Genomic DNA, 24,715 nt, shown 5'->3' with positions numbered 1-24,715 from the left:
GCCCAATCGACCGCCCGGCCGATCCGGGCGGTTTTTCTTTGCCTTTGCGGCGGTTTCCGGCTGAAACTGCCGACGTTAACGAGGAAAGAGATTAGATGTCCCTGAAGTCCCGTCTTGCCGCAGATGAAACGCTGGTAACCGCCTGGTCGGGCGTGCCGGACGCCTTGACCGTGGAGATCCTCGCCAGGCAGGACTTCGATGCCGTGACACTCGACATGCAGCATGGCGGCCATCACGAGGACAGCGTCCTGCGCGGCCTGGCACCCGTGCTGGCCCTGGGCAAGCCGGCGCTGGTGCGCATTCCCGTTGGCCGTTTCGACATGGCCAGCCGTGCTCTCGATTTTGGCGCCGAAGCAGTCATTGCGCCGATGGTCAACTCGGTGGCCGATGCAAAGCTGTTCGCCGCGGCCATGAAGTATCCCCCGCTCGGCGAGCGCTCGTGGGGTCCGACCTATGCCTTTCCCCGCTATGGCAAGGGCGACTATGCCGAATGGCTGCGCGACACCAATCAGCGCACCATGGCTTTTGCCATGGTCGAGACGCGCGCCGCGCTCGATGCGCTTGACGGTATCCTCGACACGCCGGGCATCGACGGCATTTTCCTCGGGCCGTCCGACTTCTCGATCGCCTGGACCAACGGCACCACGGTCAATTCGACGCTGGAAAGCATGATGGAGACGGTGGCTTCGGTTGCCGAGCGCACCCGCAAGGCCGGCAAGCATGCGGCGATCTATGTCGTCGAACCGGCTATCGCCGGCCGCGTCGTGTCGATGGGCTATCGCCTGCTCGCCACGGGTTCCGAGCACGCGCTGATTTCATTGGGAGCAAGGACCTTGCTCAAGGACATGCGGGACTCGATCGGATCCTGAACCAGCGGACTGCTGTCGCCAGCGTGTTGCTCAGGCCTTTGCACCGCGAGCGCCGTGGCGGCCGATCCGCCGCGTCTGATCCTGTCGAACAAAGCGCCGAGCGCCTGGACCCACCAGTTGTTGAAAGCCATCAGCGGCAATGCCGCGAGGATCGACCCAGATATCGCGGCGGCAGCGCCGAGTGCGGCGGAGTCGCTTGCCAACAGCGCCCATGATCCCAACGAGCAGATAACGGGTACATGCACGAGGTAGAGCGGGAAAGACAGGTCGCCCAGGAAACGTGCGGCCTTGCCGGAGAGCCATGACGGTGGGTCATCCATGCTCAGCACGGCGTAAACCAGCGTGATGCTTGCCGGGATGGCCACGCAAGCTTGCCGCAAACCGATATCGGAAGCTGCAATATCGAGCACGGCGAAGGGCCGGTATATTCCGACAGCATCTCCTGCATAACCCAGCAGCACCAGCGAAATAATCGCCATGGCCCCTCTCACCCATCGATTCGGGCGAAATCCCATGGCGAGAAGCGGATAGAGTAGGAGGCTGGCCGGAAAGGCACAAAAAAAGAAGCTGACTTGCACCGCCAAGAATACGCCTGTTGCTATGCAAAGCCAGGACAATAGCGCCCAGCGGCCTTGGAAGAAAAAGGCGATCGGGGCGAGGGCGAAGGTCAGCATGCTGCCCCAGAACTCGATCGTCATGGTCCACAGGCTGCTGTCGTAATATTTGTCGCCGTAAATGAATGTCCGCCACGCTCCTTGCAGGAATGCGTCGGAGAAACTCGCTGTCTCCCGCGACAGTACCTTTGAAGCATTGCCGAATCTGCCGAGCCACTCAGATTGAGCGACCGCCGCTGCATCCTCGAAGAAATACAGATCGAGCTTGAAGATGACACAGGACGATAGAACCACAACAAGCACGGGTCCAGCCAGACGAGGCAAACGTTTGATCGCACCCAGCCGAAGGTCTTGTGCGTCGCGGGACTGGAAATAACGCTTCACAAGCACATAGGAAGAGAGGACGAAAAACAAGTAGACGGCAGAGCCGCCATTGAAAGCGATGAAAGCCAGACTTGTCTTGAGCGATTGCGCAGCCTCCTCTTCGCCCGCCGCGGACGGCGCAAAAGCACACAAGATATGCCAATTGAGAACGATAAGCGCTGCGGCACCTCTCAAGAATTCGAGTGAAGCGTCCTTGCGCAAGCATTGACCTCTGTTTCAAGGGCGAAGAATTGGCAGCCCGGTTCAAGCACGGATGATCATCCAGAAAGCAATTTCCACTGCTTCTGAATAGTTAACGCTGGCCCTCTTAAATTATTATTTATTCGAGTCCTGCAGTTTGATCGAATGCCATCGTGCGTTGATTTTGGCGCGCCTCAGAGGTCCGTCAGGAACTTGGCGAAGGTCATCGATCCCTCGGGCCAGGGGCCAAAGCCTGAATCCTCGCTGAGATGGCCGGTTTCTCCGGCATCGATGAACAGCGAGCCCCAGGCGCCGGCGATGTCCTCGGCGACATCGAAAGGGCAGAAGGGGTCGTTGCGGCTGGCGATCACGATGGAGGGAAACGGCAGCGGTTCGCGAGGATAAGGGCCGAAGGTCATCAGATGTCTTGGCTTGATCTTGGGATTCGCGACGTCCGGCGGTGCCACGAAGAAGGCGCCGGCGACCGGCTTCCGGAACTGCGGAATGGCTTGTACGGCCGCGGCCACTCCAAGTGAGTGAGCGACGAGAACGACAGGTCTCTCGGCCTCGTTGACCGCCTTGGCCACACTCGCCGTCCAGTCCTCGCGCACCGGCTTCGACCATTCCGCTTGCTCGACGCGGCGCGCCGTCGACAGTTTCGATTGCCAGCGGGTCTGCCAATGCTCAGGCCCCGAATTGGTGTATCCGGGAATGATCAGAATATCTGCGTCCTTGACTTTCATGGCGCTCAGATAGCGAGCGCGATTGCCTCATGCAACCGTTGATGGACAGGCTTCCGGTCGCAACGGTGAACACCATGTTCGCTTTTCGCTGTCTTGTGTGAACGATGAAGATCGACGATCTCTGTCGGGAGAGAAACAGCCGTGGAGGACCGGGATTTTGGCGCTGACACGACGTAGAGTGATCGGCGCCGCCGGACTCCTTGCTTTGGGAGCTTCGCGAGACGTCGCCGCAACGGAGACAATGATGAGCGAATTGCCATTTGCCGCCACCACGCCGGTGAGCGTCGCCCGCGTCGGCCTGAAGGCGCGTGATGCAGAGAGTCTTGCCGCCTATTATCGTAAAGTCGTCGGACTGCAGGAATTGAGCCGCGCCGACGGCGCGATCACGCTCGGCGCCGGCAGCCGTCCGCTGATGGTGCTTGAGCCGGACAGCTCCGCCAAACCGGACGATCCGCGCAGCGCCGGCCTGTTCCATACGGCTTTCCTGCTGCCCAGCCGTGCCGATCTCGGACGCTGGATCAACCACGCCATCTCAGACAAGATCGCTATCGAGGGCGCTTCGGACCATCTGGTCAGCGAAGCGCTCTACCTGACCGACCCCGAGGGCAACGGCATCGAAATCTATGCCGACCGCCGCCCGCAGGATTGGAAATGGAACGGCGACAAGATCGCCATGGCGACCGAGCGGATGAACATTCCGTCTGTCGTTGCCGAAGTGCCGGCCGGCGATGCGGGATGGCAAGGCGCGCCGGAAAACAGCGTTGTCGGCCATGTCCACCTGCGCGTCGGCAGACCGGAAGAGGCCGAAGCCTGGTGGAACCAGGAATTCGGCTTCGACACGGTCGCCAAATATGGCGGCCAGGCGGTGTTCCTGTCGTCGGGGCATTATCACCACCACATCGGCGCCAATGCCTGGCAAAGCGCCGGCGCCGGCCGCCGCGACCCCTCCCGCTCGGGCCTTGCCTGGGTCGAGATGCGTTCGGACAATGTGAGCAGCGAAACGACCCGTGAGGATCCTTGGGGCACGGTGATCAGGACCGTGCCAGGTAAGGCTTGACTGGACGTCACCACGGCTTTTTCTCCGTAAACGGGGGAAGGAAAGCTCATGCCCCTCCGAAAACCCGCTTGAAGATCGTGTCGACGTGCTTGGTGTGGTAGCCCAAGTCGAATTTCTCGCGGATTTGCGCCTCCGGCAGCGCGGCTGTCACTTCCTTGTCGGCCAGAAGTTCCTCAAGAAAATCAGCGCCTTGTTCCCACACCTTCATGGCGTTGCGCTGCACCAGCCGGTAGGAATCCTCGCGTGACAGGCCGGCCTGCGTCAGCGCCAGCATGACGCGTTGCGAATGCACAAGGCCGCGAAACTTGTTCATGTTGTTCAGCATGTTGTCGGGATAGACGACCAGCTTGTCGACGACGCTGGTCAGGCGTGACAGCGCGAAATCAAGCGTCACGGTGGCGTCCGGGCCGATCATGCGCTCGACCGAGGAGTGCGAGATGTCGCGCTCATGCCAGAGCGCCACGTTCTCCATCGCCGGCAGCGCCATGGAACGCACCATGCGGGCAAGGCCGGTGAGGTTTTCGGTCAGCACCGGGTTGCGTTTGTGCGGCATCGCCGACGAGCCTTTCTGGCCCGGCGAAAAATACTCTTCCGCTTCCAGCACTTCGGTGCGCTGCAGATGCCGGACCTCGATCGCCAGCCGCTCGATCGAGGAGGCGATAACGCCGAGGGTCGCGAAGAACATGGCGTGGCGGTCGCGCGGAATCACCTGCGTCGACACCGGTTCCGGCTTCAGTCCGAGCTTTGCCGCCACATGTTCCTCGACATAGGGCTCGATGTTGGCGAAGGTGCCGACCGCGCCCGAAATCGCACAGGTGGCAATGTCTTCGCGCGCGTGCACCAGCCGCTCGCGGCAGCGCGAGAATTCGGCATAAGCCTGCGAAAGCTTTATGCCGAAGGTCGTCGGCTCGGCATGGATACCGTGGCTGCGGCCGATGGTGACGGTGTCCTTGTGCTCGAAGGCGCGGCGCTTGAGCGCTGCAAGCAACGTATCGATGTCGGCCAGCAGAATGTCGCTGGCGCGGGTGAGTTGCACCGCAAAGCAGGTGTCGAGCACGTCCGAAGACGTCATGCCCTGATGGATGAAGCGCGCGTCGGGCCCGACGAATTCGGCAAGATGGGTGAGGAAGGCGATAACGTCATGCTTGGTGACGCGCTCGATCGCGTCGATCTTCTCGACGTCGAATTCGGCCGCGCTTCCCTTTTCCCAGATGGTTTTGGCCGCTTCCTTGGGGATGACCCCCAGTTCGGCCAGCGCGTCGCAGGCATGGGCCTCGATTTCGAACCAGATGCGAAACCGGGTTTCGGGCGACCAGATGGCGACCATTTCCGGCCGGGAATAGCGAGGGATCATCGGTCATTCCTGATGTGTCGGAGGGATTTGTCCGCGTCCTAACAGAGGCGGCCCAAATGCTCAACGCTGCTGCCGTGCAAACCAGAGGCTGACGGCGAACAAGGCGACGAAACCAAGCGGGAAATAGAGCCGGATGCCCAGCACCACGAACTGGTAGGACGCCACCGCCATCGTGAAGGCGAGCTGAAAGCCCCAGGTGAAGGTGAATACGGGCGCATGCCATTCGGCATAGTAGGAGCGGTATTGCAGGGCATACAGCAGGGCGGTGAGGCCGATCGTTGCGGCAGCAAGCCCTACGAATATCGCCGCGAAGGCGACCTCCCGGCCCCTTCCGAGCGAAACCAGCCGTGCGGCAAAGAGGCCAACCGGAAAGGCCAGGGCGCCGCCGACGGCAAACAGCAGGGACACGGTGCGGATCTTGCCCGGCGTCACCCAATTGTCCAGCAACAGGTTGACGAGTGCGCTGGCGCCCATGGCGGCGGCCCACAGCAGCGCACCGAGAAGCGCTGCACGCAGTGTCGGCATGGCGCCGCGAAGGTGGTGCAGGGCGCGATTGCGCCTGACGGGTTGGACAAGCTCTGTCACAGGTGGCCGGTCACGGCGATCCAGCGAAAGTCCGGCCCTTCGAAGCCATACTGGCGCACCGCGATCAGCACCGCATAAGCGCTGAGGCTGTCCATCGAGAACGTCTGCACCGCGCCGATGCGGTAGCCGTTCGGGCAGCCCCGGCTCTTGGGGATCGCTTTGTCCTCGTGCAGCAATTTGGTGGCGCCGCCATCCCGCGCCTCGATACGCAGCAACCGGAAGCCATTGATCTCGCCCTGGCTGGCGCAACTTTCGGTGTCATTCATGCCGATCTCGTCGAGCCGGAACTCGAGCGGCTGGTCGACAGGGGAAAAGATCGGTCGCGGATTGACCACTATGCGATGTGGATCGGCCGAAAGCTCGGTCACCGGGTTGGAGCCGGCGGTGATGCCGCGGTTGGCACTCAGCTCGGCCTGGCTGACAATGGCCTCGCCCTTTTGCCGGGCCTGAAGGCGGGCAGCGTCGAGCGTTGCCTTCTCGTCGTCGAGCCGGACCCTGACCGGCGTGCCCTTGAGAAAGCTGTCGTTGCTCGTGTCGATGTAATACCGGTTGGCATAGGGAAAGCCCGACCCGTCCTGGATGCCGTACTCCTCGAAGGCGAACACGCCGCCATCCCGGGTGAAGCCCAGGATTTCGAGCTCCGCGACATCGCCGGCCTGGGCAATCGACGCCGCGAACTGCGTGGCCAGGCAAACGGCAAACAGGAAAAGCGTCCGCATTGTCATCGCTCCTTCGGCCTGATCGCTTCAATCCCTAGCACGACGAGATCAAAACGTCATGCGGACCAGGGCCGATGCATCCAAACCGCTCGTCATTTGTTATTGTCGGCAGTCCCAAGGGAAACCCACCCCAATGGAGAAGCTAACATGACCGACACCAGCAAAATTCGTGAGCACATGGAAGTCGTCGGCGCCGACGGCGTGCATATCGGCACCGTCGACAAGGTCGATGGTCAGCGCATCAAGCTGACCAAGGCCGACAGTGGCGAGGGGGCTCACAAGGGCCATCACCACTATATTTCCCTGGCCCTGGTTGCCGAAGTCGATGGCAAGAAGGTGTGGCTGTCCGCGAATTCCGATGTCGCGGTGACGTTCGAGGAAGAAAAATCCGATCCGGTTTGATCGACGGCTTTAGCCAGCCTAGTGACGTGACGACCAGACGGGAAACAGGTCGTTGTCGGCTGGCGTCGCGGTAAACACGCCACGGCTGATGGCGCGCGCCATAGTGGCGCCGGCGGCGGCGTAGAGGTCGATTGCCGCGTCGGCGGTCAGTTCGACCCCGCTCTTGCCGGTGGCCAGCGCGAACACCAGGTCGCCGTCGGCCGGCGTATGGGTCGGCCAGATGGCGCGTACGAAGCCGTCATGCGCCGAAATTGCCAGGCGTTTGGCGGCGGCCTTGGTGAGAACCGCGTCCGTGGCAATGACCGCGATGGTCGTGTTGCCGCCGCTGTCCATCTGCCGTCCGTGATCCTTGTCCCGGTATTTCAGCAAAATCCGCTTCGCGTCCTCGGGCATGGGCGAGGGATAACCAAGCCCGCCGAATTCATCGCCGATTTCGAAGGGTGCCGCCCAGAAATGGCGGGTGCGGCCGACGGTCACCGAGCCGGTCGGGTTGACGGCGGCCAGCGCGCCGATGGTGATCCCATTGTCCAGCAGTGTCGAGGCGGAACCCAGGCCACCCTTCAGCCCCGACGTCAGTGCACCGGTTCCGGCGCCCGCCGTGCCAAATTGGAAATCGACAGCGGCAGTCTGCACCGACTCGTAGCCGAGGTCGCGATAGGGGGGATAGCGGCCCCAGTCCTTGTCGCCGCCATTGCGCAGATCGAAGAGGATCGCCGCCGGCACGATCGGTACGCGGAAGCCGCCAACCTCGAAGCCGATGCCGCGTTCGCGCAATGCGGCCTGCACGCCGGAGGCAGCATCGAGGCCGAAAGCCGAACCGCCTGACAGCACCACGGCATGGATCGTCTCCACCAAATTGTGCGGTTCCAGCAGATCCGTCTCGCGGGTGCCAGGCGCGCCGCCAAGAATCTGGACTCCCGCGACCGGCGGCTCGTCGCAAAGGACGGTCGTCACGCCGGACTTCAGCCTGGCGTCGGAAGCATTGCCGACGCGCAGGCCCATGACATCGGTGATGAGATTGCGTGGACCGGTGCGGAACATCAGTTGTTTTCCAAGGGCACGAAGCGGGTGCCGTCGAAGCGGAAGACACGGTAGAGGCTCTGGCTGAGGTCGCCCTTCTCGTCGAAGCGGACCGGTCCGATCGCCGTGGTGAAATCACGCCCGGTGAGTGCCTCGGCCAGCGGCCCGCCGGAGCCTGCTGCGTCCGACGATGCGGCCTTGGCGATCTCGACCGCAGCATAAGCCGGCAGGGCGTAGCCGTCCGGCACGATCTTGTGCGCGGAGAAGCTTTCCAGCACTTTGGGATCCGCGACATCGGCCCATTCGGGTGGCGCGATCATCAGCGTGCCGGTCGCGTAAGGCACGTCGCCGGGCGGCGTGCGCAGGTTTTCGCCGCCGGCAAAGACGATGCCCGTCTGGAGCTGGGCGGCATCGCGCCCCATGATGGCGATGTCGTCGCCGTCGCCGCCGGCAAAGACATGCGTGGCGCCGGCCTTTTTCAGCCGTCCCACCAGGCCGATCTGGTTGTCGAGCTGCGGCCGGAACGTGTCGACGAAGACCGGTTTCAGTGCCGCCTGCTCGGCAGCAGCACGAAATGTCTGCGCCATCTCACGGCCATAGATGGTGCCGTCGTCGATGATCGCGAACAGCTCGTTCCGCCATAGCCGGGTGAGGTTAGCGGCAACGGCGTTGCGCTCGTCGTCGCCGCGCGGGCCGAGGCGATAAACCGGCCAGCCGGTCTTGGCGCGGCGGTCGGTCAGGCTTTCGGTTCGCACACCAACGGTGATGACAGGAATATTGGCGTCCTTAAGGACAGGCATCGCCGCCTCGATCGCCTCCGTGCAGAGGAAGCCGATCACGACATTGACCTTGGCTGCCACGAATTCCCTGGCCGCCGCGGCGCCGCCATCGCCGGTGCAGGCGTCATCAACAGTCTTGAGTTGGATGCCGTCCACCTCTGCCGCGAGCCCGGCGCCAGCCTCGATCTGCCTGCCGAGGATGGCCGATGGTCCCGACAGGGGTGCTGCGACACCAATCGTGAGCGTCTGTGCGCTGGCGGCGCCGGCCATGAACAGCCAGGCCAGCGCTGCGGTTATGGTTGCCCCGGATCGCATGCTGCCGAAGAATTCCTCCAAGCCCGCGACGTCGCGCAGGCGTCAAATTCCCGCCAAGACCTAAAGGCTGCCCGGCCTTGGTGCAACACGCGAATTCGGGATATGGGCCAAGCACTTCGCTTGTGGCATGTGATGTCTGGCCATATATGTCAGGTGAACAATGGCCATGGAATCTTCCAGTGCTGAAGAAGAACGATATTGGACCGCAGGCCTATCGCGACGCGATGAGTCATTTTGCCGGTCATGTCCATGTGGTGACCACCGACGGACCCGCCGGAAAGCGGGGGACGACGGTGATCGCGGCATGTTCTGTGTCGGATACGCCGCCGACCATCCTGGTCTGCCTCAATCGTGAAAATGCCAAGAATGAGCTGTTCGTGAAGAACGGCAAATTTGCCCTGAACACGCTGGCTTCGCACCAGGAGCCGCTGTCGATTGGATTTTCCGGCATGACTGGCCTGCCGGTCGAAGAGCGCTTCGCGCTCGGCGAATGGGATGTGATTTCCACCGGCGCGCCGACGCTGAAGGGCGCGCTAGCCGTGTTCGACTGCGAACTGATCGACACCAAGGACCTGGCCACCCATCGTGTGCTTTTTGGCAAGGTGACAGGTCTGCGTATGGGCGATAATTTGCGGCCGCTGATCTATCACGCCCGCGGCTACCACGTCCTGGAAAGTGGGGCCGCCGCACCCGCGGAGAAGGAATGAGCGACTTGAAACCGCGCCCCGTGCCGCGGACGATCGACGAAACGCTCGATCTCCTGACCGGCGCGGACTATGTCGCGGACCGGTCGCTGGCAACGGTGCTTTTCCTGTCTCTGCGCATGAGGCGGCCGCTTTTCCTCGAAGGCGAGGCCGGCGTCGGCAAGACCGAGATCGCCAAGGTGTTGGCCGAGGCGCTTGGCCGCCGGCTGATCCGCCTGCAGTGTTATGAGGGGCTCGACGTCTCCTCGGCCGTTTATGAGTGGAATTACGCCGCGCAGATGATCGAAATCCGCATGGAGGAGGCCGCCGGCAAGGTCGACCGCTCCGCCATGGAGCGTAACGTTTTCTCCGAAAAGTACCTGATCCGCCGGCCGGTGCTCGATGCGCTGACCGGCAAGACGGGCGCAGCCCCGGTTTTCCTGATCGACGAACTCGACCGCACCGATGAAGCCTTCGAAGCCTTCCTGCTCGAAATCCTCTCCGACTTCCAGGTGACTGTGCCTGAACTCGGCACGATCAAGGCGGAAGAGCCGCCGATCGTCATCATCACCACCAACCGCACCCGCGAAATCCACGATGCGCTGAAGCGGCGCTGCCTTTATCACTGGGTCGACTATCCCAGTGCCGAGCGCGAACTGGAGATCGTGCGCCGCAAGGTGCCTCGGGCCAACCAGCGGCTTTCGGCCGAAGTGGTGTCCTTCATCCAGAAGCTGCGCCAGATCGAGCTGTTCAAGGTGCCGGGCGTCGCCGAAACCATCGACTGGGCCGGCGCGCTGACCGAACTCGACAAGGTGGCGCTCGATCCGGAGACGGTGTCCGACACGGTCGGGGTGCTGCTGAAATACCAGGACGACATTGCCCGCATCGGCGCGGGCGAGGGCCGGCGCATCCTCGATGAGGTCAAGGCCGAGCTCGCGGCGGCGGAGTAGGGTGGTGAAGGCATCCCGACCCGACCCTGGAGAGGCGACGGCGGACGGCCGGATCGCAGACAACATCGTCTATTTCGCCCGCACCTTGCGCAAGGCCGGCATGCGGGTCGGGCCCGCTTCGGTCAAGGACGCGATCGAGGCGGTGCTCGTCGCCGGCATCGGCTCGCGTGATGACTTTTACTGGACCCTGCACGCCGTTCTGGTCTCGCGGCATGAGGATCATGCCACCTTCGACGAAGCTTTCCGACTGTTCTGGAAATCGCGCGAATTGATCGAGAAGCTGCTGGCGATGTTTTCGCCGGTGGCGCCTGACGTCAGGCAGAAGCAGAAACCGCGCGCGGCTGAAAATCGCGTCAGCCAGGCGATGTTCGAGGGTCATCGGAAAAACCAGACGCCTCAGGAAGTCCCTGAGATCGAGGTCGACGCCCGCTTCACCTTTTCCGGCAACGAGCTGTTGCGGGGCAAGGATTTCGCGCAGATGAACGCAGTCGAGATGGCTGACGCCAGGAAGGCGATCGCGGCGTTGCGGCTGCCTGTCGACATGGTGCGGACCAGACGCTTCAAGGCCGATGCGCATGGCCGCCGCATCGATCCACGTGCCATGATGCGCTCGTCGGCGCGCACCGGCGGTGAATTGATCCTGCCGAAATTCCGCTCGGTCCGCGAAGTTCATCCGCCCCTGGTGGTGCTGGCCGATATTTCCGGTTCGATGAGCCAATACACGCGCATCTTCCTGCATTTCCTGCATGCGCTGACGGAAAAGCGCCGGCGCGTGCACACTTTCGTCTTCGGCACGCGGCTGACCAACCTGACCCGGCAGATGCGCCACCGCGATCCCGATGCCGCCCTTGCCGATTGCTCGGCGGCGGTCAAGGACTGGTCGGGTGGCACGCGCATCGGCGATACGCTAGCCGAGTTCAACCTTGTATGGTCGCGACGTGTGCTGGGACAGGGCGCGGTGGTGCTTCTGATCACCGACGGGCTGGAGCGCGACGATATAGGGGGCTTGGCGGAAGAAATGGAACGGCTGCACAAATCCTGCCGGCGGCTGATCTGGCTCAATCCGTTGTTGCGCTTCGATGGTTTTCAGGCGCGCGCCCGCGGCGTCAAGGCGATGCTGCCGCATGTCGACGAATTCCGCTCGGTGCACAATCTCGACGCGCTCGCCGATCTCTGCGCCTCGCTGGACAAGAAATCGGTTCTTTCCGTCGATCCACGGCGGTGGATGGATGCTGGCGCAAGGCGCGCAGCATAGCCATATATTTCCCGGCTTTTGGAAAAACAGACCCTGAGAGAAGCAACGATGAGTGACAGTCTTTATCTCGATGAGGCCCGCGACCCGCTGATCATCGCGGAAGCCTGGATGAAGGACGGCAAGGATGTCGCGGTCGCGACCGTGGTCGAGACCTGGGGTTCAGCGCCGCGCCCGGTCGGCAGCCACCTTGTCATCGATGCCGATGGCAATTTCCACGGCTCTGTTTCGGGCGGTTGCGTCGAGGGCGCTGTCGTGACCGAGGCGGTCGACGTCATCGGCTCCGGCAAAGCCAGGATGCTGGAGTTCGGTGTTGCCGATGAGACCGCCTGGCAAGTCGGCCTGTCCTGCGGCGGCCGCATCAAGGTTTATGTTGAGCGATTGGGCTGACCTCCGATGGATCCTTATGCGCTGAAGACGCTCAATGCCGAGCGGCGCGCCCGCCGCGCGGCGATCCTCGTCACTGATCTCGGTGATGGTCGCGACCGTATCGTGCGGGAGGGCGATCAGGTCGCCGGCGATCTCGGTGCGGCGATCGCCAAGGCGTTTCGATCCGGCAATTCGGGGTCCGTCGAGGCGGAAGGGCGGACCTTCTTCCTCAATGCGCATCTGCCGCGGCCGCGTCTGGTGGTGATCGGCGCCGTGCATATCAGTCAGGCGCTCGCGCCGATGGCCCGGATCGCAGGCTATCCCTTGGAGATCATCGATCCGCGCACCGCCTTTGCCACATCGGACCGCTTTCCCGATGTCGCCTTGCATGCCGACTGGCCGCAGGATGTGCTGGAACGCCAGCCGCTCGACGCTTACACCGCGCTCGCCGCCGTCACCCATGACCCGAAGATCGACGATTTCGCGCTGAAGGCGGCACTCGACGCCAACTGTTTCTATGTCGGAGCGCTCGGCAGCCGAAAGACGCATGCCAGGCGCGTCGAGCGCCTGCTGGCGCTGGGCGCGAGTGCGGACCAGATCGCGCGTATCCACGCGCCGATCGGGCTGGACATCGGGGCGGCAAGCCCCGCCGAGATCGCCGTCGCCATTCTCGCGCAGACCATTCTTGCCTTCCGCTCGCGCGGCCTCGACGCGAAGGGCGCGCTGGCGTGAAATTCGGTCCGATCCTGATCGACGCGGCCGAAGGGGCGGTGCTGGCGCATGCGACCGCGGCCGGCGAAAAGCGATTTCGCAAGGCGCACAGGCTGAGCGCCGAAGATGTCTCCACGCTCAAGGGGGCAGGTGTTTCGCAGGTCGTTGCGGCCGTGCTGGCGCCGGACGATCTCGGCGAGGACGCCGCGGCGCAAAAAATTGCCGAAGGCATGACCCTAGGCGGCATCGAGGCGAAGCCCGCCGCTACCGGCCGGGTCAATCTCCACGCCAAGGCGGCTGGCATCTTCACCGTCAATGCCGCTGTCATCGATGCGATCAATGCGGTCGATCCCGCTATCACCATCGCCACGCTTGGCCAGCACGCGCCGGTCGAAAAGGGCCAGATGGTCGCGACGGTGAAGATCATCCCCTTCGCGGTCTCTTCCTCGTTGGTGGCCGCCGTGACGGAAATCTGTACCAGCGGCGAAATTTTTGCCGTCAACGCCTATCGGCCGATGCGTGTCGGCGTCGTCCAGACGGTGCTGCCGGGCACCAAACCAACCGTGCTCGACAAGACGCTGCGCGTCACCGAAGCCCGGCTGGCGCGCTCCGGCGGCAGGCTGACGGCGGAGCGCCGTACGCCGCATGAGATCGCCCCTGTCGCCGAGGCTGCCATCGCGCTTGCGCGCGACAACGACATGGTGGTGATCTTCGGGGCTTCCGCGATGAGCGATTTCGCCGACGTCGTTCCGGCGGCGATCGAGAGGGCGGGCGGTACCGTCATCCGCGCGGGCATGCCGGTCGATCCCGGCAATCTGCTGGTGCTCGGCACACTCGGCGGCAAGCGCATCATCGGCGCGCCTGGCTGCGCCCGCAGCCCCAAGGAGAACGGCTTCGACTGGGTGCTCGACCGATTGATTGCCGGCCTGGACGTCACCGCGCGCGACATCGCCGGCATGGGCGTCGGCGGCCTGCTGATGGAGATACCGACGCGGCCGCAGCCGCGCGAGCCGCTGCCGGCCAAAAGTCGGCTCAAGGTCGGGATCGTGCTTCTGGCGGCGGGCCGGTCGAGCCGCATGGGCGGGCCGAACAAGCTGATGGCGCTGTTCGACGGCCAGCCGCTGGTGCGCCGCACCGCCGAACGCGCTCTCGCCTCGAAGGCTTCGGGCACGATCGTCGTCACCGGTCATCAGCGCGAGCGGGTGCGCGCGGCATTGTCGGGCCTCGACGTCACCCTCGCCGACAATCCCGATTTTGCCGATGGCCTGTCGACCTCGCTTAGGGCCGGCACTGCTTATCTGCCCGAAGACGCCGCTGGTGCGATGATCGTTCTGGGGGACATGCCGGGTGTCGCATCCGACGATCTCGACAGGCTTATCGATGCCTTCCGCAGGGCCGGCGGCAACTCGGTGGTCCGTGCCACGCACCAAGGCAAACGCGGCAACCCGGTGCTTTTGCCGCGCTCGTTATTCGCGGCAATCGCCCATCTCGAAGGCGACACCGGCGCTCGCCATCTGGTCGAGGCCGAAGGGCTCGATGTCATCGATGTCGAGATCGGGGAGGGCGCGTCCGTCGATGTCGACACCCGAGAGGCACTGGAAGGCGCGGGCGGCGTGCTGCAGGATTGACAAACAGAGGCGGCATTAGCATGCCTGCGGTATGGCTATTCGTACCGTCGCGTGCCGCGCTTTCGTCACGGCAATGCTTTTCTTGTTTTCCTCGGCCGCCAGTGCCGACACATTGTCCCTGAAACCCTTCAAGGACGATCTCTTCGCCTATCCGGCGACGCTGTCATCCGACAGCAACGGCGCCTACACGGTCCTCGACTACCGCGAGATGCGCGACATCAACCAGCGCGACGAGGTGCCGGAAAAGCGCGTGCATGCCCAGTACACCGACACCGGCGTACGCAAGGTGCAGCAGGATCTGATGCTGAAGACCGACGCCGGCGATGTCAGGCATGTCGCCGTCGGCAAGACGCAAGGAGCCGCCATCATCGTGCTTTACCTGCATGGGCAGGGCGGCAGCCGCAAGCAAGGCGTCGACGATTTCACCTTCGGCGGCAATTTCAACCGGCTTAAGAACCTGATGGCCGGCAATGGCGGGCTCTATATTTCTCCGGATTTTCCTGATTTCGGCGACAAGGGCGCGGCACTGGTCGCGGCCCTGATCGACCATTATGCCGAACAGTCTCCGGGCGCGAAAATCTTCGTCGCCTGCGGCTCGATGGGCGGCGCGCTGTGCTGGAAACTTGCCGCACGCAGGGATACTGGTGGCCGCGTGAATGGACTGCTGCTGCTCGGATCGCTGTGGGACGAGGGCTTTCTCGGCAGTCCAGCCTTCAAGCGTCGCGTGCCAGTGTTCTTCGGCCAGGGCAGCCACGACGTGGTCTTTCCGGTGGCCAACCAGGAAGCGTTCTTCCGCTCCATCCTTGCCAAATCAAAAAACTATCCGACCCGCTTCGTGCGCTTCGAGACCGGCACGCACGGCACGCCGATCCGCATGGTAGACTGGCGCGGCACGCTCGACTGGATGCTGTCGAAGGCACCATAAGCCTGATGCGCTAGAGGATCTAAGGCGCGGTGTTGTAGTCGACGACCGTCTGCGGGTTCTCCTCGCCGTCATAGGACGCGTCGACGTCATACTGGACCAGCGAGAAATCGCCGTTCCGGAACAGATATGTCCCGGCATCCGAAGCATCGCCGACGCCGCGCCATTTGTTGAACGTGGTGATGGTGTGAGCGTTCTGGTCATAGTCGGAATTGACCGCCCACCCTGTGGTCCGGAAGCCGACCACCGTTACACTCAACAGCTTGCCGTCGCTGTCGTTGTTCTCGTAGCGTATATCGGTCTCCGGCTCGGCGAACTCCAATTGCCTGACACCGTCCACCTCGTCGGTCATGTAGTAGACCGAGCTTTCATTGTAGGCGGCGGCCGAGCAGGAGAAGTGGAACAGCCGGGTCTCCTTGTCAGGATCGTTCGGCTGAGCATTCCTGTCCTTGTATTTGATCGAAAAGACCTCTGGCTCATTGGCCAGGCGGTCCTTGTCGCATTGGTCGCCATAGGTCGCCAGGAAGGCCTTCTTGGCCTGTTCCAGTGCGGTGTCCTTTTTCGGCGGCGGCGGGCCGTCGCCGCAGCTTGGCGGCAAAGCCTCCCCGAAGTCGGCTGTGGAGGGCTTCAGCGCTCCCTTGTCGATGAAGATAGGCTGGAACGGCGGCGCCTGGATCTGGGCGTTGACCTGGCGCAGCGTATAGCAGCCGGCGAAAACCTTCGCCTCGCCCTTCTTGTCGGTTGCCTGGATGGCGACCGGGACGTTGTAATAGATGCTGCCCGCCGCGCCCTCGTCCGAAATCGGACCGGTCTTGACCTCCACCTTGTCGGTGCCGTCATAGCCTTTGACGAATGTGTCGAAATCCTTTGCCGGCTTTGTATCACCGAAGTAGCCCCAGGCGCGGGCGAATTCATGCCGGTTGATGGCGCTGTAGAGTGAGCGCACGACCGCATCCGCGCTCGACCGATCATCGACGTAAGGCGCTTCGGGCGTATCGGCTGCGGCCAATGCCGCGTGGCCTGTCGTGGCAAGGGAGAGAAGGGCAGTCGCTGCGAAAAGGGCGCGTCTCATCGGGAATCTCCGCTCGATAACGAAGATTCTACCACGGCGATTGCGGCGACGTGGTGACGCCATGCGCCCGCCGCTTGAAGAATCGCGCCTGAGAGCGCTACGTCCTCCCGCCGGCGTTCCTGCCGGACAGGAGATCCGACGTGACGATATCGATGTATGAGGCATCCGTGCCCGTGTTTTCAGCCAGGCTGAAAGCACTTTCCAGTGTGCTGGCTGCAGCCGAACAGAATGCGCTTGACCGCAAGATCGACCCGCAGGTGTTTTTGACGGCGCGGCTGGCGCCCGACATGTTCGCACTTGCCAGGCAGGTGCAGATCGCAACCGACCATGCCAAGGGCGCGCCTTCACGGCTGGCCGGCCGCGAAGTGCCTAAATATGAGGACAATGAAGCAAGCTTCGCCGATCTCGAAGCGAGGCTCGCCAAGACGGTCGCCTACCTGGCGACTTTTTCCGCAGCCGATATCGACGGGTCGGATGACCGGATGATCGAACTGAAGCTGGGGGGCCGGGAAACGACGCTGAGCGGCATGCAATATCTGCTGCATGTGGCCATGCCCAATTTCTATTTCCACCTGACCACCGCCTACGACATCCTGCGCCACAATGGCGTGCCGTTGGGCAAGGCGACATTCCTCGGATCGCGTTGAGAAATCGGACTTTGAGATGTCCCGGGTCGATCCGGGACATCTCGCACCTGCTTAGCGGATGGACATTTCGCGGGCGATGCGCGGGAAATCGGCGGGCTTGATGCCGATGTCGGCGCGCTCGGCATTGCTCATCGAATAAAGGAGCGCGAGCGCCGCGCGATATCTCAGATGTTCCTGCGGGCGCGGCCGGGCGAACATTTCCGTGAAGAAACCCATGATTCAGGCTCCTGGTTGGTCCTCCACGTCAGGCAATATAGGTGAATCGTGAAGATTGTGCAGTGCAGCATACGCATGCCTGCCATGTCCGGATGGTTTGTAAAATTTTTTTGCAGCAAGGTGAAACTCTTGCGCCGCGCCCAACGTAGGCTTCGAAGCTGGTACATGGCCAGTTTTCCTCGCCGCTCCTGGCGAATTTCCGGACTGCATGAACATGCGGGCCGGCTTTTGCCGGCGCCTCCGGCAACGATCCCCTGAAGGGAAATTAGTTAAGACCGGCGGCATTTATTTTTAACGAGCTGGTTCTATGGTCTGAAACTCGAACTGTCGGGCATGGGGGAGGCTGATATCGCTACTGGCGCCAAGCGGGATTTTGCGTCACTGCTCGACGACCTCTTCGTTGCCACCGACAAGGGCAACGGCGGTGAGGGCGTAGAGACCGGCGCGCGCCCATCCATCCCGTTCGACTATCTCTCGGTCGCCGATGAACTCCATTCCGGCCGCATCAAGGTATCCGCCGCGGAATATCGCGAGGCCGGCGCTGATCTGGCCAGCGAATTTGCCGCCGTGCTTGAACAGGCAAGGCTGGCGCTGGCTGGCGAAGAGCCGAAGCCGGAAGAAACATTGCCGCCAATCGATCCTGAATCGATTGCGGTCGAACTGGGTCTGGAGCAGTCCAAGAGCGCCGCCGACTTCGGCCGCATGCGCCGCAGCTTTGCTTTCGCCAACCATCCCGATCGCGTCGCCCCGCATTTGCGCCAGCGCGCCATGATCCGCATGCAGGTGGCCAACATGCTGATCGACGAGGCCAAGCGCCGCGCCGTGGCCGCCGCACGACGCTAACCCCGCTTTGCTCACGCAAAAGTCGGCCTGGCAAGGCTTGGAGAGCGCTTCTGCTTTTCCTATAAGATGCGAACTCCTCCCCGCGCAGCCGCGCATACATGCCCTCCGGAGCAGAATTCCATGCACAAACGCCGTCTCGGTCGGACCGATCTTCTTGTTACCCAGATCTGCCTTGGTTCGATGACCTGGGGCCAGCAGAACACCGAGGCCGAGGGCCATGCCCAGATGGACCTGGCCTTCTCGCGCGGCGTCAATTTCATCGACACCGCCGAACTCTATCCGATCCCGCCCAAGGCGGAGACGCAAGGACGGACCGAGAAGATCATCGGCAGTTGGATGAAGGCCAAGGGCAACCGCGACAAGGTGATCCTGGCCTCCAAGGTCGTCGGCCGCACGGCCAACAGCTGGTTTCGCGGAGACCGGCCCTCGCAATTGGTGCGGGCCGATATCTTCGATGCCATCGACAAGTCGCTGGCCAAGCTTGGCACTGATTATCTCGACCTTTATCAAATCCATTGGCCGGAACGGGACATCCCCTGGGGCGCCAACCCGACGCGCGTCGGCGCCGTGGCGCGGCGTGCCGATTCTGTCGGCGCACCGGTCGGTGAAACGCCGATCGCCGAGACGCTCGCGGTGTTCGATGACCTGGTGAAGGCAGGAAAAATCCGCCATTTCGGTCTCTCCAACGAGAGTTCCTGGGGCGTGATGCGCTTCCTTGCAGAGGCCGATAAAGGGATTGGCCCCCGCGTCGCTTCGATCCAGAACGCCTACAATCTCGTCAACCGTACTTTTGAGGTGAACCTCGCCGAGGTCTGCGAGCGCGAAGGGGTGTCGCTGCTTGCCTATTCGCCGTTGGCCCAGGGTTATCTGACCGGCAAATACGATCATGGCGCCCGCCCGCAGGGCTCGCGCTCGCAGCTGTTCAACCGCGGCCAGCGTTACGAGACGCCCAATGCCGCCGAAGCGCAGCTCGAATACAATGAGCTGGCGCGCTCTTTCGGCCTGGAGCCGGCGCTGTTTGCCAATGCCTATGTCTCGAGCCGGTCCTTCGTGACCTCCAGCATCATCGGTGCGACAACCATTTCCCAACTGGAGATGGCGCTGTCTTCGGTGGATGTCGTCTGGACTGAAGAAATGCAGAAGGCGGTGGATGCCGTTCACCAGAGGGTCGGCAATCCCTGCCCGTGACCGAGCCCGGAATTGTCGTGTAGCAGCAAAGGGATGGAGACGATGGTGGATTTTTCGATCGAGGCCGTGCGTGGAAAATTCCCCGCTCTCTCGCTGACAGACAACGGACGCCGGCGCATCTATCTCGACAATCCTGCCGGCACGCAGGTGCCGCAGGCCGTGGCCGACGCGGTGTCGCGCTGCCTGCTTACGACCAACGCCAATCTGGGCGGTTATTTTGAAACGACGATCGCGGCGCAGCAGGTCGTTGACGAGGCGCACCTGGCGATGGCCGACTTCCTCGGCGCGGCGAGCCGGCACGAGATTGTCATCGGCGCCAACATGACGACGTTGACCTATCATATGTCACGTACGCTCGGCCGCACGATGAAATCAGGCGACGAGATCATCCTCACCCGCATGGATCATGAGGGCAATGTGTCGCCCTGGCTGCAACTGGCCGAGGACCTCGGCCTCGTCGTGCGCTGGCTGCCGTTCGACGAAAAGACCTGGCAGGTCGAGGAGGCGACGCTCGCCGGTCTGCTGTCCGGGAAGACAAGGCTGGTGGCATTGAACTACGCCAGCAATCTCACCGGCTCGATCAACCGGGTCAGGTCCTTGACCCAACTTGCAAAACGGGCCGGCGCGCTGGTTTATGTCGATGCGGTGCAATTCGCACCGCATGGGCTGATCGATGTGCAGGAGCTCGGCTGCGATTTCCTGATCTGCTCGGCCTATAAATTCTTCGGTCCGCATATGGGTATCTTGTGGGGCCGGCGCGACGTCATCGACGGTCTGCAAGCCTATAAGTGCCGTTGCTCCTCGAACGGCTTGCCCGAGCGGTTCGAACTCGGCACGCCGCAGATCGAACTGATGGCCGGCTTGACCGCCGCGGTCGACTATTTCGCCGAGCTCGGCGCGGCGGCAGGTGAGGGTGGTTCAAGAAGGCAGAAGATCGCCAAGGCGTTCCAGGTCTCCATTGCCCATGAAAACCCGCTGGCGCAAAGGCTGATCGATGGCTTGTCCGACATTTCCGGGCTGACGGTCCGAGGCATCACCGATCCGAAACGGCTCGGCGATCGTGTGCCGACTGTCTCCTTCACCGTCGATGGCATTGTCCCCGAAACGATCGTGCGGCAGATGAACGCCGAGAACATCTTCGTGTGGTCGGGCCACAACTATGCCTGGGAGATCGTCCATCAGCTCGGCATTCCGGCCGAGCAAGGCGTCGTGCGCATCGGCATCGCCCATTACAACACCGCGTCCGAAATCGACGAGACGCTGGAGAGCGTGCACCGGGTGATTGCCATGCTCAGGCAGCAACGCTCCTGACTTGGGTTTGAACTCTCACCGCGCCTTGCCGCCAAAGCCGGTGAGGAATGCGGTGAGATTGTCGCCGAGTTCGTCGCAGAGATAGCCGCCTTCCTGGACGATGACCGCCGGTAGGCCGAGCCCGGCGATGGCCTCGCTGATGCGCGAGAAGCCCGGCGTCGTCACCGAAAGCCCGCCGAACGGATCGCCCTCGAACGCGTCGAGGCCGAGCGCCACGACCAGCGCATCGGGGGAGAAGGCGCGGATACGCTGGAACGCCACGCCGAGCGCTTCCAGAAACGCCGCATCCGCGGATTTGCGCGGCAGCGGCAGGTTGAAATTATAGCCAAGCCCGGGACCTTCGCCGCGCTCGTCGGCATGGCCCCAGAAGAACGGGTAGAACCGCACCGGATCGGCGTGCAGCGACACCGTCAGCACGTCAGGTCGCGCATAGAAAATGCCTTGCGTCCCGTTGCCGTGATGCAGGTCGACATCGAGGATCGCCACGCGGGCCGCCTGCCTGCGCAGCACTTGCGCCGCCACGGCTGAGTTGTTGATGAAGCAGAAGCCGCCGGCGACATCGGCGAAGGCGTGGTGGCCGGGCGGGCGGCACAGCGCATAGGCGGCCGACGCTCCGGCCATGACGGTTTCGGCGGCCTCGACCGCGCTCCAGGCGCTCCACAGCGCGCTCTGCCATGTCTCGCCCGAGATCGGGCAGGCGGTGTCGGCCATGTGGTAGCCGGCTTGGCCCACTGCTGAGGCCGGATAGGAGCCGTTGCGGGCGATCGGGTGGATGTTGGGAATGACCTCGGCCGACGCCCCTTCGATCCGTTGCCAGCGTTCGAAAATATGTTCGAGGAAGTCGAGATACTCGGGTGTGTGCACCGCCGAGATCGGACCGAGGCCGTGATCGCGCGGTCGCTCGACCGTGCAACCAGCTGATTTTGCGCCGGCTAACAATCTTTCGACGCGCTCCGGCTGTTCAGGGTTGGGCTGCGCCGCGCCACTGGAAAGAAAGGCCCTGGGATCGTGGCGCTTCTGCTCCTGCGCATAGAAGGCCTTCATTGCTGCTCCCCATTTTCCGGCGCGTCGGCGAAGGCGAAAAATGCCTCACCGATGATTTTCTGCGTCTGCTCGTAGCTCGACCAGGCAATGCCCAGCCGTTCGTAAAAGGACTTGGCACCCTCATTGTCGGTGTCGACCGACAGCCTCAGATACACGCCGCCCTCTTTGCGGCACTCGGCAGCCACGCGTCGCAGCAGGCGTTCGCCGATCTTGCGGCCGCGAAACCGGTCCTCGACATAGAGGTCCTGCACATAGACGCCAGGCCGTCCCATCCAGGTCGAGAAGATCGGGAAATGCAGGCACAGCCCGGCGAATTCGCCGTCGACTTCTGCGATGAGGGTCGAGAAGGCGGGTTTTTCGCCAAAGCCCCAGCTTCTGAGATCGTCCGCCGTCGAGATGATTTCCTCGGGCGCCCCGATATGAGTGCCAAGCTTCAGGATCGCCGCGTGAATGGTTTCGACGTCATCGATGGTGCCGGGGCGAAGGATAACCGCACGCGTGACAGGTACAGTGGCAGGAGCGGGCGCTGTCATCTCGTCAAAAAGCCACCCTGTCGCCGCCCTTGAGCGCCAGCATGTCACGCGCTTCGGCCGGCGTGGCGACCTCCAGCGACAGTCCATCGAGAATGCCACGGATGCGCCGCACCTGGTCGGCGTTGGACTTCGCCAGCTGGCGGCCATCATAGAGGCTGTCCTCCAGTCCGACCCGGACATTGCCGCCCATGGCTGCGGCGATCGAGATCAGCGGCATCTGGTTGCGGCCGGCGGCCAGCACCGAAAACTGGTAGCTGTCGCCGAACAATTTGTCGGCGATGCGCTTCATATGGATGAGGTTGTCCGGGTCGGCGCCGATGCCGCCCAGGATGCCCAGCACGAATTGGATGAACAGCGGCCCCGAAACCAGCCCCCGATCGCGGAAATGCGCCAGCGAATAGAGGTGGCCGACATCGTAGCACTCGAACTCGAAGCGGGTGCCGCAGCCCTTGCCCAGCCGCTCGATCACGCCTTCCATGTCGGCGAAGGTGTTCTTGAAGATAGTGTCGCGGGTGGCTTCGAGCAGCTTCGGTTCCCACTCGTGCTGCCAGTCCCTTGGCTTGTCGAGCATCGGGAACAGCGCGAAATTCATCGAGCCCATATTGAGCGAGCACATTTCGGGCTGGGCCCGAAGCGGCGCCGCCAGCCGCTGGTCCAGCGTCATCAGCGAGGAGCCGCCTGTCGTGATGTTGATCACCGCATCGGTCGCCTGCTTGATGCGCGGCAGGAACTGCATGAACACTTCGGGATCGGCGGTCGGGCGGCCATCTTTGGGATCGCGGGCGTGCAGATGCAGGATCGAGGCGCCGGCCTCGGCCGCGGCGATAGCGTCCGCGGCGATCTGGTCCGGCGTCACCGGCAGATAGGGCGACATCGACGGCGTGTGTACCGAGCCTGTAACGGCGCAGGTGATGATGACTTTTCGCGGCGCCATTTCCGCTACCCCCGGCCTTCGACCGGCAGGTCGAATTCGCCCGCCAGAGCCTCAAGCGAGTCGCCGATGATGGAGATGATCTCGCCGACCTGCTCGCCGGTGACGATCATCGGCGGCGCGACCATGAAATTGTCGCCGTCAACGCCGCCCTTGACCCTGCGGCCATAGATGATCAGCCCGCGCTCATAGGCGAGATCAAGCAGGCGCTGCGTGGCTTTTTTGCCCTGCTCGATCGGTTTCAGCGTATCGGGATCGGCGACCATTTCGGCGCCCGTAAGCAGCCCCTTGCCACGCACATCGGCAATGAAGGGGAACCGCTTCGCAAGTTCCTTCAATCCGTCCATCAGCACGTTGCCCATGGCAGCCGCATTGGCAATCAGGTCGAGCCGGTCCATTTCGCCCAGCACTGCAAGCCCGGCGGCGCAGGCGAGCGGATTGCCGGCATAGGTGTGGCCATGCTGGAAGCCGCCGGAAGCGAGCAGCGGCTCGACCAGTCGCATCGGTGCGGCCAGCGCGCCGAGCGGCGCATAGCCCGAGCCGAGCCCCTTCGACAGCGCGACGATATCAGGCTTGCAGTTCCAGTGGTCGCCGCCGAGGAATTTGCCGGTGCGGCCGGCACCGCTCATCACCTCGTCGTGGATGAGCAGAATGCCGTAGCGATCGCAGATCTCGCGAATGCGCGCATAATAGCTGTCGGGTGCCACCAGGGCCGCGGTCGCAGCACCCCCGATCGGCTCCATGATGAAGGCGACGACGCTTTCGGGACCTTCGGCGAGGATCTTCTCCTCCAGCATGTCGGCGTAGCGGACGCCGCGCTGCTCCATCGAGAGATTGTCGCGGTCGCGCCAGGCGGTCGGTGCCGGCACGGTCGGCATCACCCGCATCATCGGCGTAAAAGTTTCGGCCAGCGCGTCGTCGCCGGTGATCGAAAGCGAACCGAGCGTGCCGCCGTGGTAGGAAGGAAACCGCGTGATCACCTTCCAGCGGCTGGCCTGGCCGGTGGCCACGGCCCATTGCCGCGCCAGCTTGATGCAGGATTCCGTCGCTTCCGAGCCGCCGGACACGAAAAAGATGCGGTCCATGCCTTCCGGCAACTTTCCAGCCAGTTCGCGCGCCAATTCTTCCGCCGGCTCGTTCTCGAAATGCAGCCGGTAGGCGAAGGTGGCGCGGTCCATCTGCCGCTTCATCGCATCGAGCACATTGCGGTTGGAATGGCCGATATTGGCGACCATTGGGCCGCTCGATCCGTCGATGAAACGGCGGCCGTCCTGCGTCCACATGTAAATGCCTTCGGCGCGGTCGATCAGCGGCCGGCGCAGGCTGGAGAGGTAGAACAAATGCGATTGGCGCCGGGCATCAGTGTCTTGAACGGCGGTCTGGGCTTTCGACAT

General features: G+C 63.1%; 27 protein-coding genes. 14 read left to right on the top strand and 13 right to left on the bottom strand.

What is annotated here, in order from left to right; all coding sequences use genetic code 11:
- Window positions 1-95: 95 nt before the first annotated feature.
- Window positions 96-869, top strand: a complete 774-nt coding sequence (locus tag FJ943_RS08145) for an HpcH/HpaI aldolase/citrate lyase family protein (protein WP_015318133.1) — start codon at window positions 96-98, stop codon at window positions 867-869.
- Here FJ943_RS08145 and FJ943_RS08140 read toward each other — a convergent pair.
- Together FJ943_RS08140 and FJ943_RS08135 are read right to left on the bottom strand one after the other, a co-directional pair.
- Entirely contained in the window at window positions 776-2,068 is a 1,293-nt protein-coding gene (locus FJ943_RS08140; protein WP_140720644.1) for an acyltransferase, read from the bottom strand. The genes FJ943_RS08145 and FJ943_RS08140 overlap by 94 nt on opposite strands.
- 173 nt (window positions 2,069-2,241) lie before the next feature.
- Window positions 2,242-2,790 (bottom strand): alpha/beta hydrolase, encoded by a 549-nt coding sequence (locus tag FJ943_RS08135; protein WP_140616988.1) that lies wholly within the window; start codon window positions 2,788-2,790, stop codon window positions 2,242-2,244.
- A gap of 244 nt (window positions 2,791-3,034) precedes the next feature.
- Here FJ943_RS08135 and FJ943_RS08130 point away from each other — a divergent pair, with 244 nt between their 5' ends.
- Window positions 3,035-3,847, top strand: a complete 813-nt coding sequence (locus tag FJ943_RS08130) for a VOC family protein (protein WP_140720642.1) — start codon at window positions 3,035-3,037, stop codon at window positions 3,845-3,847.
- Window positions 3,848-3,893: 46 nt separating this feature from the next.
- On the opposite strand, the gene purB is transcribed toward FJ943_RS08130, so the two are convergent.
- Genes purB through FJ943_RS08115 form a run of 3 tightly spaced genes read right to left on the bottom strand, consistent with a single transcriptional unit; the run spans window position 3,894 to window position 6,505 of the window.
- A complete protein-coding gene (purB, locus tag FJ943_RS08125) occupies window positions 3,894-5,201 on the bottom strand; it encodes an adenylosuccinate lyase (RefSeq protein WP_140720640.1) in 1,308 nt (435 codons plus the stop codon).
- A 60-nt stretch (window positions 5,202-5,261) separates the two neighbouring features.
- Window positions 5,262-5,726 (bottom strand): hypothetical protein, encoded by a 465-nt coding sequence (locus tag FJ943_RS08120; protein ID WP_140720639.1) that lies wholly within the window; start codon window positions 5,724-5,726, stop codon window positions 5,262-5,264.
- A gap of 56 nt (window positions 5,727-5,782) precedes the next feature.
- Window positions 5,783-6,505, bottom strand: a complete 723-nt coding sequence (locus FJ943_RS08115) for a DUF2259 domain-containing protein (RefSeq protein ID WP_140720637.1) — start codon at window positions 6,503-6,505, stop codon at window positions 5,783-5,785.
- 147 nt (window positions 6,506-6,652) lie between these two features.
- Between FJ943_RS08115 and FJ943_RS08110 the strand changes: the two genes are divergently transcribed.
- The gene (locus tag FJ943_RS08110; RefSeq protein WP_023773164.1) at window positions 6,653-6,907 is read left to right on the top strand and encodes a DUF2171 domain-containing protein; all 255 of its coding nucleotides are present in this window, start codon (window positions 6,653-6,655) and stop codon (window positions 6,905-6,907) included.
- Between the two features lie 18 nt (window positions 6,908-6,925).
- Here FJ943_RS08110 and FJ943_RS08105 read toward each other — a convergent pair whose 3' ends face one another.
- Together FJ943_RS08105 and FJ943_RS08100 are read right to left on the bottom strand one after the other, a co-directional pair.
- Window positions 6,926-7,948, bottom strand: coding sequence for a P1 family peptidase (locus FJ943_RS08105; RefSeq protein ID WP_140720635.1), 1,023 nt, complete (start codon window positions 7,946-7,948; stop codon window positions 6,926-6,928).
- Window positions 7,948-9,021, bottom strand: coding sequence for an ABC transporter substrate-binding protein (locus FJ943_RS08100; RefSeq protein WP_140720633.1), 1,074 nt, complete (start codon window positions 9,019-9,021; stop codon window positions 7,948-7,950). Before FJ943_RS08100 ends, FJ943_RS08105 begins: the two co-directional genes overlap by 1 nt.
- 179 nt (window positions 9,022-9,200) lie before the next feature.
- On the opposite strand from FJ943_RS08100, the gene FJ943_RS08095 reads away from it, so the two are divergent.
- The 7 genes from FJ943_RS08095 to FJ943_RS08065 are packed head-to-tail and all read left to right on the top strand — an operon-like array spanning window position 9,201 to window position 15,539.
- Window positions 9,201-9,728 (top strand): flavin reductase, encoded by a 528-nt coding sequence (locus FJ943_RS08095; RefSeq protein WP_015318123.1) that lies wholly within the window; start codon window positions 9,201-9,203, stop codon window positions 9,726-9,728.
- On the top strand, window positions 9,725-10,654 hold the full coding sequence (locus FJ943_RS08090; RefSeq protein ID WP_140720631.1) for a MoxR family ATPase: 930 nt from the start codon (window positions 9,725-9,727) through the stop codon (window positions 10,652-10,654). Before FJ943_RS08095 ends, FJ943_RS08090 begins: the two co-directional genes overlap by 4 nt.
- A 4-nt stretch (window positions 10,655-10,658) precedes the next feature.
- Window positions 10,659-11,909 carry a VWA domain-containing protein gene (locus FJ943_RS08085; RefSeq protein WP_181174517.1) on the top strand — a complete coding sequence of 417 codons (1,251 nt, stop codon included), beginning with the start codon at window positions 10,659-10,661 and terminating at the stop codon, window positions 11,907-11,909.
- 48 nt (window positions 11,910-11,957) lie between these two features.
- A complete protein-coding gene (locus FJ943_RS08080) occupies window positions 11,958-12,296 on the top strand; it encodes an XdhC family protein (protein ID WP_015318120.1) in 339 nt (112 codons plus the stop codon).
- Between the two features lie 6 nt (window positions 12,297-12,302).
- Window positions 12,303-13,007 carry an XdhC family protein gene (locus FJ943_RS08075; protein WP_140720627.1) on the top strand — a complete coding sequence of 235 codons (705 nt, stop codon included), beginning with the start codon at window positions 12,303-12,305 and terminating at the stop codon, window positions 13,005-13,007.
- Entirely contained in the window at window positions 13,004-14,614 is a 1,611-nt protein-coding gene (locus tag FJ943_RS08070; RefSeq protein ID WP_140720625.1) for a molybdopterin-binding/glycosyltransferase family 2 protein, read from the top strand. The genes FJ943_RS08075 and FJ943_RS08070 overlap by 4 nt, the downstream gene beginning before the upstream one ends.
- A gap of 31 nt (window positions 14,615-14,645) precedes the next feature.
- The gene (locus tag FJ943_RS08065) at window positions 14,646-15,539 is read left to right on the top strand and encodes an alpha/beta fold hydrolase (RefSeq protein WP_181174516.1); all 894 of its coding nucleotides are present in this window, start codon (window positions 14,646-14,648) and stop codon (window positions 15,537-15,539) included.
- Window positions 15,540-15,558: 19 nt separating this feature from the next.
- On the opposite strand, the gene FJ943_RS08060 is transcribed toward FJ943_RS08065, so the two are convergent.
- Window positions 15,559-16,608 (bottom strand): DUF1176 domain-containing protein, encoded by a 1,050-nt coding sequence (locus FJ943_RS08060; protein ID WP_140720624.1) that lies wholly within the window; start codon window positions 16,606-16,608, stop codon window positions 15,559-15,561.
- Window positions 16,609-16,748: 140 nt separating this feature from the next.
- Between FJ943_RS08060 and FJ943_RS08055 the strand changes: the two genes are divergently transcribed.
- On the top strand, window positions 16,749-17,255 hold the full coding sequence (locus FJ943_RS08055; RefSeq protein WP_015318115.1) for a DUF1993 family protein: 507 nt from the start codon (window positions 16,749-16,751) through the stop codon (window positions 17,253-17,255).
- Between the two features lie 51 nt (window positions 17,256-17,306).
- Here the strand turns inward: FJ943_RS08055 and FJ943_RS08050 are convergent, their stop codons facing one another.
- Complete coding sequence (locus FJ943_RS08050) at window positions 17,307-17,471, bottom strand: hypothetical protein (RefSeq protein WP_015318114.1); 165 nt, start codon at window positions 17,469-17,471, stop codon at window positions 17,307-17,309.
- A gap of 333 nt (window positions 17,472-17,804) precedes the next feature.
- On the opposite strand from FJ943_RS08050, the gene FJ943_RS08045 reads away from it, so the two are divergent.
- The 3 genes from FJ943_RS08045 to FJ943_RS08035 all read left to right on the top strand — a co-directional run bounded on the left by FJ943_RS08045 (window position 17,805) and on the right by FJ943_RS08035 (window position 20,813).
- A complete protein-coding gene (locus tag FJ943_RS08045; RefSeq protein WP_015318113.1) occupies window positions 17,805-18,314 on the top strand; it encodes a hypothetical protein in 510 nt (169 codons plus the stop codon).
- 120 nt (window positions 18,315-18,434) lie between these two features.
- Window positions 18,435-19,502 carry an aldo/keto reductase gene (locus tag FJ943_RS08040; RefSeq protein ID WP_140720622.1) on the top strand — a complete coding sequence of 356 codons (1,068 nt, stop codon included), beginning with the start codon at window positions 18,435-18,437 and terminating at the stop codon, window positions 19,500-19,502.
- Between the two features lie 42 nt (window positions 19,503-19,544).
- On the top strand, window positions 19,545-20,813 hold the full coding sequence (locus FJ943_RS08035) for a cysteine desulfurase-like protein (protein ID WP_181174515.1): 1,269 nt from the start codon (window positions 19,545-19,547) through the stop codon (window positions 20,811-20,813).
- 15 nt (window positions 20,814-20,828) lie between these two features.
- On the opposite strand, the gene FJ943_RS08030 is transcribed toward FJ943_RS08035, so the two are convergent.
- Genes FJ943_RS08030 through FJ943_RS08015 form a run of 4 tightly spaced genes read right to left on the bottom strand, consistent with a single transcriptional unit; the run spans window position 20,829 to window position 24,715 of the window.
- Complete coding sequence (locus FJ943_RS08030; RefSeq protein WP_140720620.1) at window positions 20,829-21,857, bottom strand: histone deacetylase family protein; 1,029 nt, start codon at window positions 21,855-21,857, stop codon at window positions 20,829-20,831.
- Complete coding sequence (locus FJ943_RS08025; protein ID WP_015318109.1) at window positions 21,854-22,390, bottom strand: GNAT family N-acetyltransferase; 537 nt, start codon at window positions 22,388-22,390, stop codon at window positions 21,854-21,856. Before FJ943_RS08025 ends, FJ943_RS08030 begins: the two co-directional genes overlap by 4 nt.
- Before the next feature lie 4 nt (window positions 22,391-22,394).
- Window positions 22,395-23,324 (bottom strand): 3-keto-5-aminohexanoate cleavage protein, encoded by a 930-nt coding sequence (locus FJ943_RS08020; RefSeq protein WP_140717409.1) that lies wholly within the window; start codon window positions 23,322-23,324, stop codon window positions 22,395-22,397.
- 5 nt (window positions 23,325-23,329) lie between these two features.
- A complete protein-coding gene (locus tag FJ943_RS08015; protein ID WP_140720618.1) occupies window positions 23,330-24,715 on the bottom strand; it encodes an aspartate aminotransferase family protein in 1,386 nt (461 codons plus the stop codon).

It is taken from the genome of Mesorhizobium sp. B2-3-10 (assembly GCF_006442275.1).
Classification (GTDB): domain Bacteria; phylum Pseudomonadota; class Alphaproteobacteria; order Rhizobiales; family Rhizobiaceae; genus Mesorhizobium; species Mesorhizobium australicum.
This window is presented reverse-complemented; position numbering and strand designations above follow the sequence as displayed.

Excerpts from the sequence above, each read along its gene's own strand:
- FJ943_RS08145 (WP_015318133.1), top strand. The coding sequence starts at position 96 with ATGTCCCTGAAGTCCCGTCTTGCCGCAGATGAAACGCTGGTAACCGCC.
- FJ943_RS08135 (WP_140616988.1), bottom strand. The coding sequence starts at position 2,790 with ATGAAAGTCAAGGACGCAGATATTCTGATCATTCCCGGATACACCAAT.
- FJ943_RS08130 (WP_140720642.1), top strand. The coding sequence starts at position 3,035 with ATGAGCGAATTGCCATTTGCCGCCACCACGCCGGTGAGCGTCGCCCGC.
- purB (WP_140720640.1), bottom strand. The coding sequence starts at position 5,201 with ATGATCCCTCGCTATTCCCGGCCGGAAATGGTCGCCATCTGGTCGCCC.
- FJ943_RS08120 (WP_140720639.1), bottom strand. The coding sequence starts at position 5,726 with ATGCCGACACTGCGTGCAGCGCTTCTCGGTGCGCTGCTGTGGGCCGCC.
- FJ943_RS08115 (WP_140720637.1), bottom strand. The coding sequence starts at position 6,505 with ATGCGGACGCTTTTCCTGTTTGCCGTTTGCCTGGCCACGCAGTTCGCG.
- FJ943_RS08110 (WP_023773164.1), top strand. The coding sequence starts at position 6,653 with ATGACCGACACCAGCAAAATTCGTGAGCACATGGAAGTCGTCGGCGCC.
- FJ943_RS08105 (WP_140720635.1), bottom strand. The coding sequence starts at position 7,948 with ATGTTCCGCACCGGTCCACGCAATCTCATCACCGATGTCATGGGCCTG.
- FJ943_RS08100 (WP_140720633.1), bottom strand. The coding sequence starts at position 9,021 with ATGCGATCCGGGGCAACCATAACCGCAGCGCTGGCCTGGCTGTTCATG.
- FJ943_RS08090 (WP_140720631.1), top strand. The coding sequence starts at position 9,725 with ATGAGCGACTTGAAACCGCGCCCCGTGCCGCGGACGATCGACGAAACG.
- FJ943_RS08080 (WP_015318120.1), top strand. The coding sequence starts at position 11,958 with ATGAGTGACAGTCTTTATCTCGATGAGGCCCGCGACCCGCTGATCATC.
- FJ943_RS08075 (WP_140720627.1), top strand. The coding sequence starts at position 12,303 with ATGGATCCTTATGCGCTGAAGACGCTCAATGCCGAGCGGCGCGCCCGC.
- FJ943_RS08065 (WP_181174516.1), top strand. The coding sequence starts at position 14,646 with ATGGCTATTCGTACCGTCGCGTGCCGCGCTTTCGTCACGGCAATGCTT.
- FJ943_RS08060 (WP_140720624.1), bottom strand. The coding sequence starts at position 16,608 with ATGAGACGCGCCCTTTTCGCAGCGACTGCCCTTCTCTCCCTTGCCACG.
- FJ943_RS08050 (WP_015318114.1), bottom strand. The coding sequence starts at position 17,471 with ATGGGTTTCTTCACGGAAATGTTCGCCCGGCCGCGCCCGCAGGAACAT.
- FJ943_RS08045 (WP_015318113.1), top strand. The coding sequence starts at position 17,805 with ATGGGGGAGGCTGATATCGCTACTGGCGCCAAGCGGGATTTTGCGTCA.
- FJ943_RS08040 (WP_140720622.1), top strand. The coding sequence starts at position 18,435 with ATGCACAAACGCCGTCTCGGTCGGACCGATCTTCTTGTTACCCAGATC.
- FJ943_RS08035 (WP_181174515.1), top strand. The coding sequence starts at position 19,545 with ATGGTGGATTTTTCGATCGAGGCCGTGCGTGGAAAATTCCCCGCTCTC.
- FJ943_RS08030 (WP_140720620.1), bottom strand. The coding sequence starts at position 21,857 with ATGAAGGCCTTCTATGCGCAGGAGCAGAAGCGCCACGATCCCAGGGCC.
- FJ943_RS08025 (WP_015318109.1), bottom strand. The coding sequence starts at position 22,390 with ATGACAGCGCCCGCTCCTGCCACTGTACCTGTCACGCGTGCGGTTATC.
- FJ943_RS08020 (WP_140717409.1), bottom strand. The coding sequence starts at position 23,324 with ATGGCGCCGCGAAAAGTCATCATCACCTGCGCCGTTACAGGCTCGGTA.
- FJ943_RS08015 (WP_140720618.1), bottom strand. The coding sequence starts at position 24,715 with ATGTCGAAAGCCCAGACCGCCGTTCAAGACACTGATGCCCGGCGCCAA.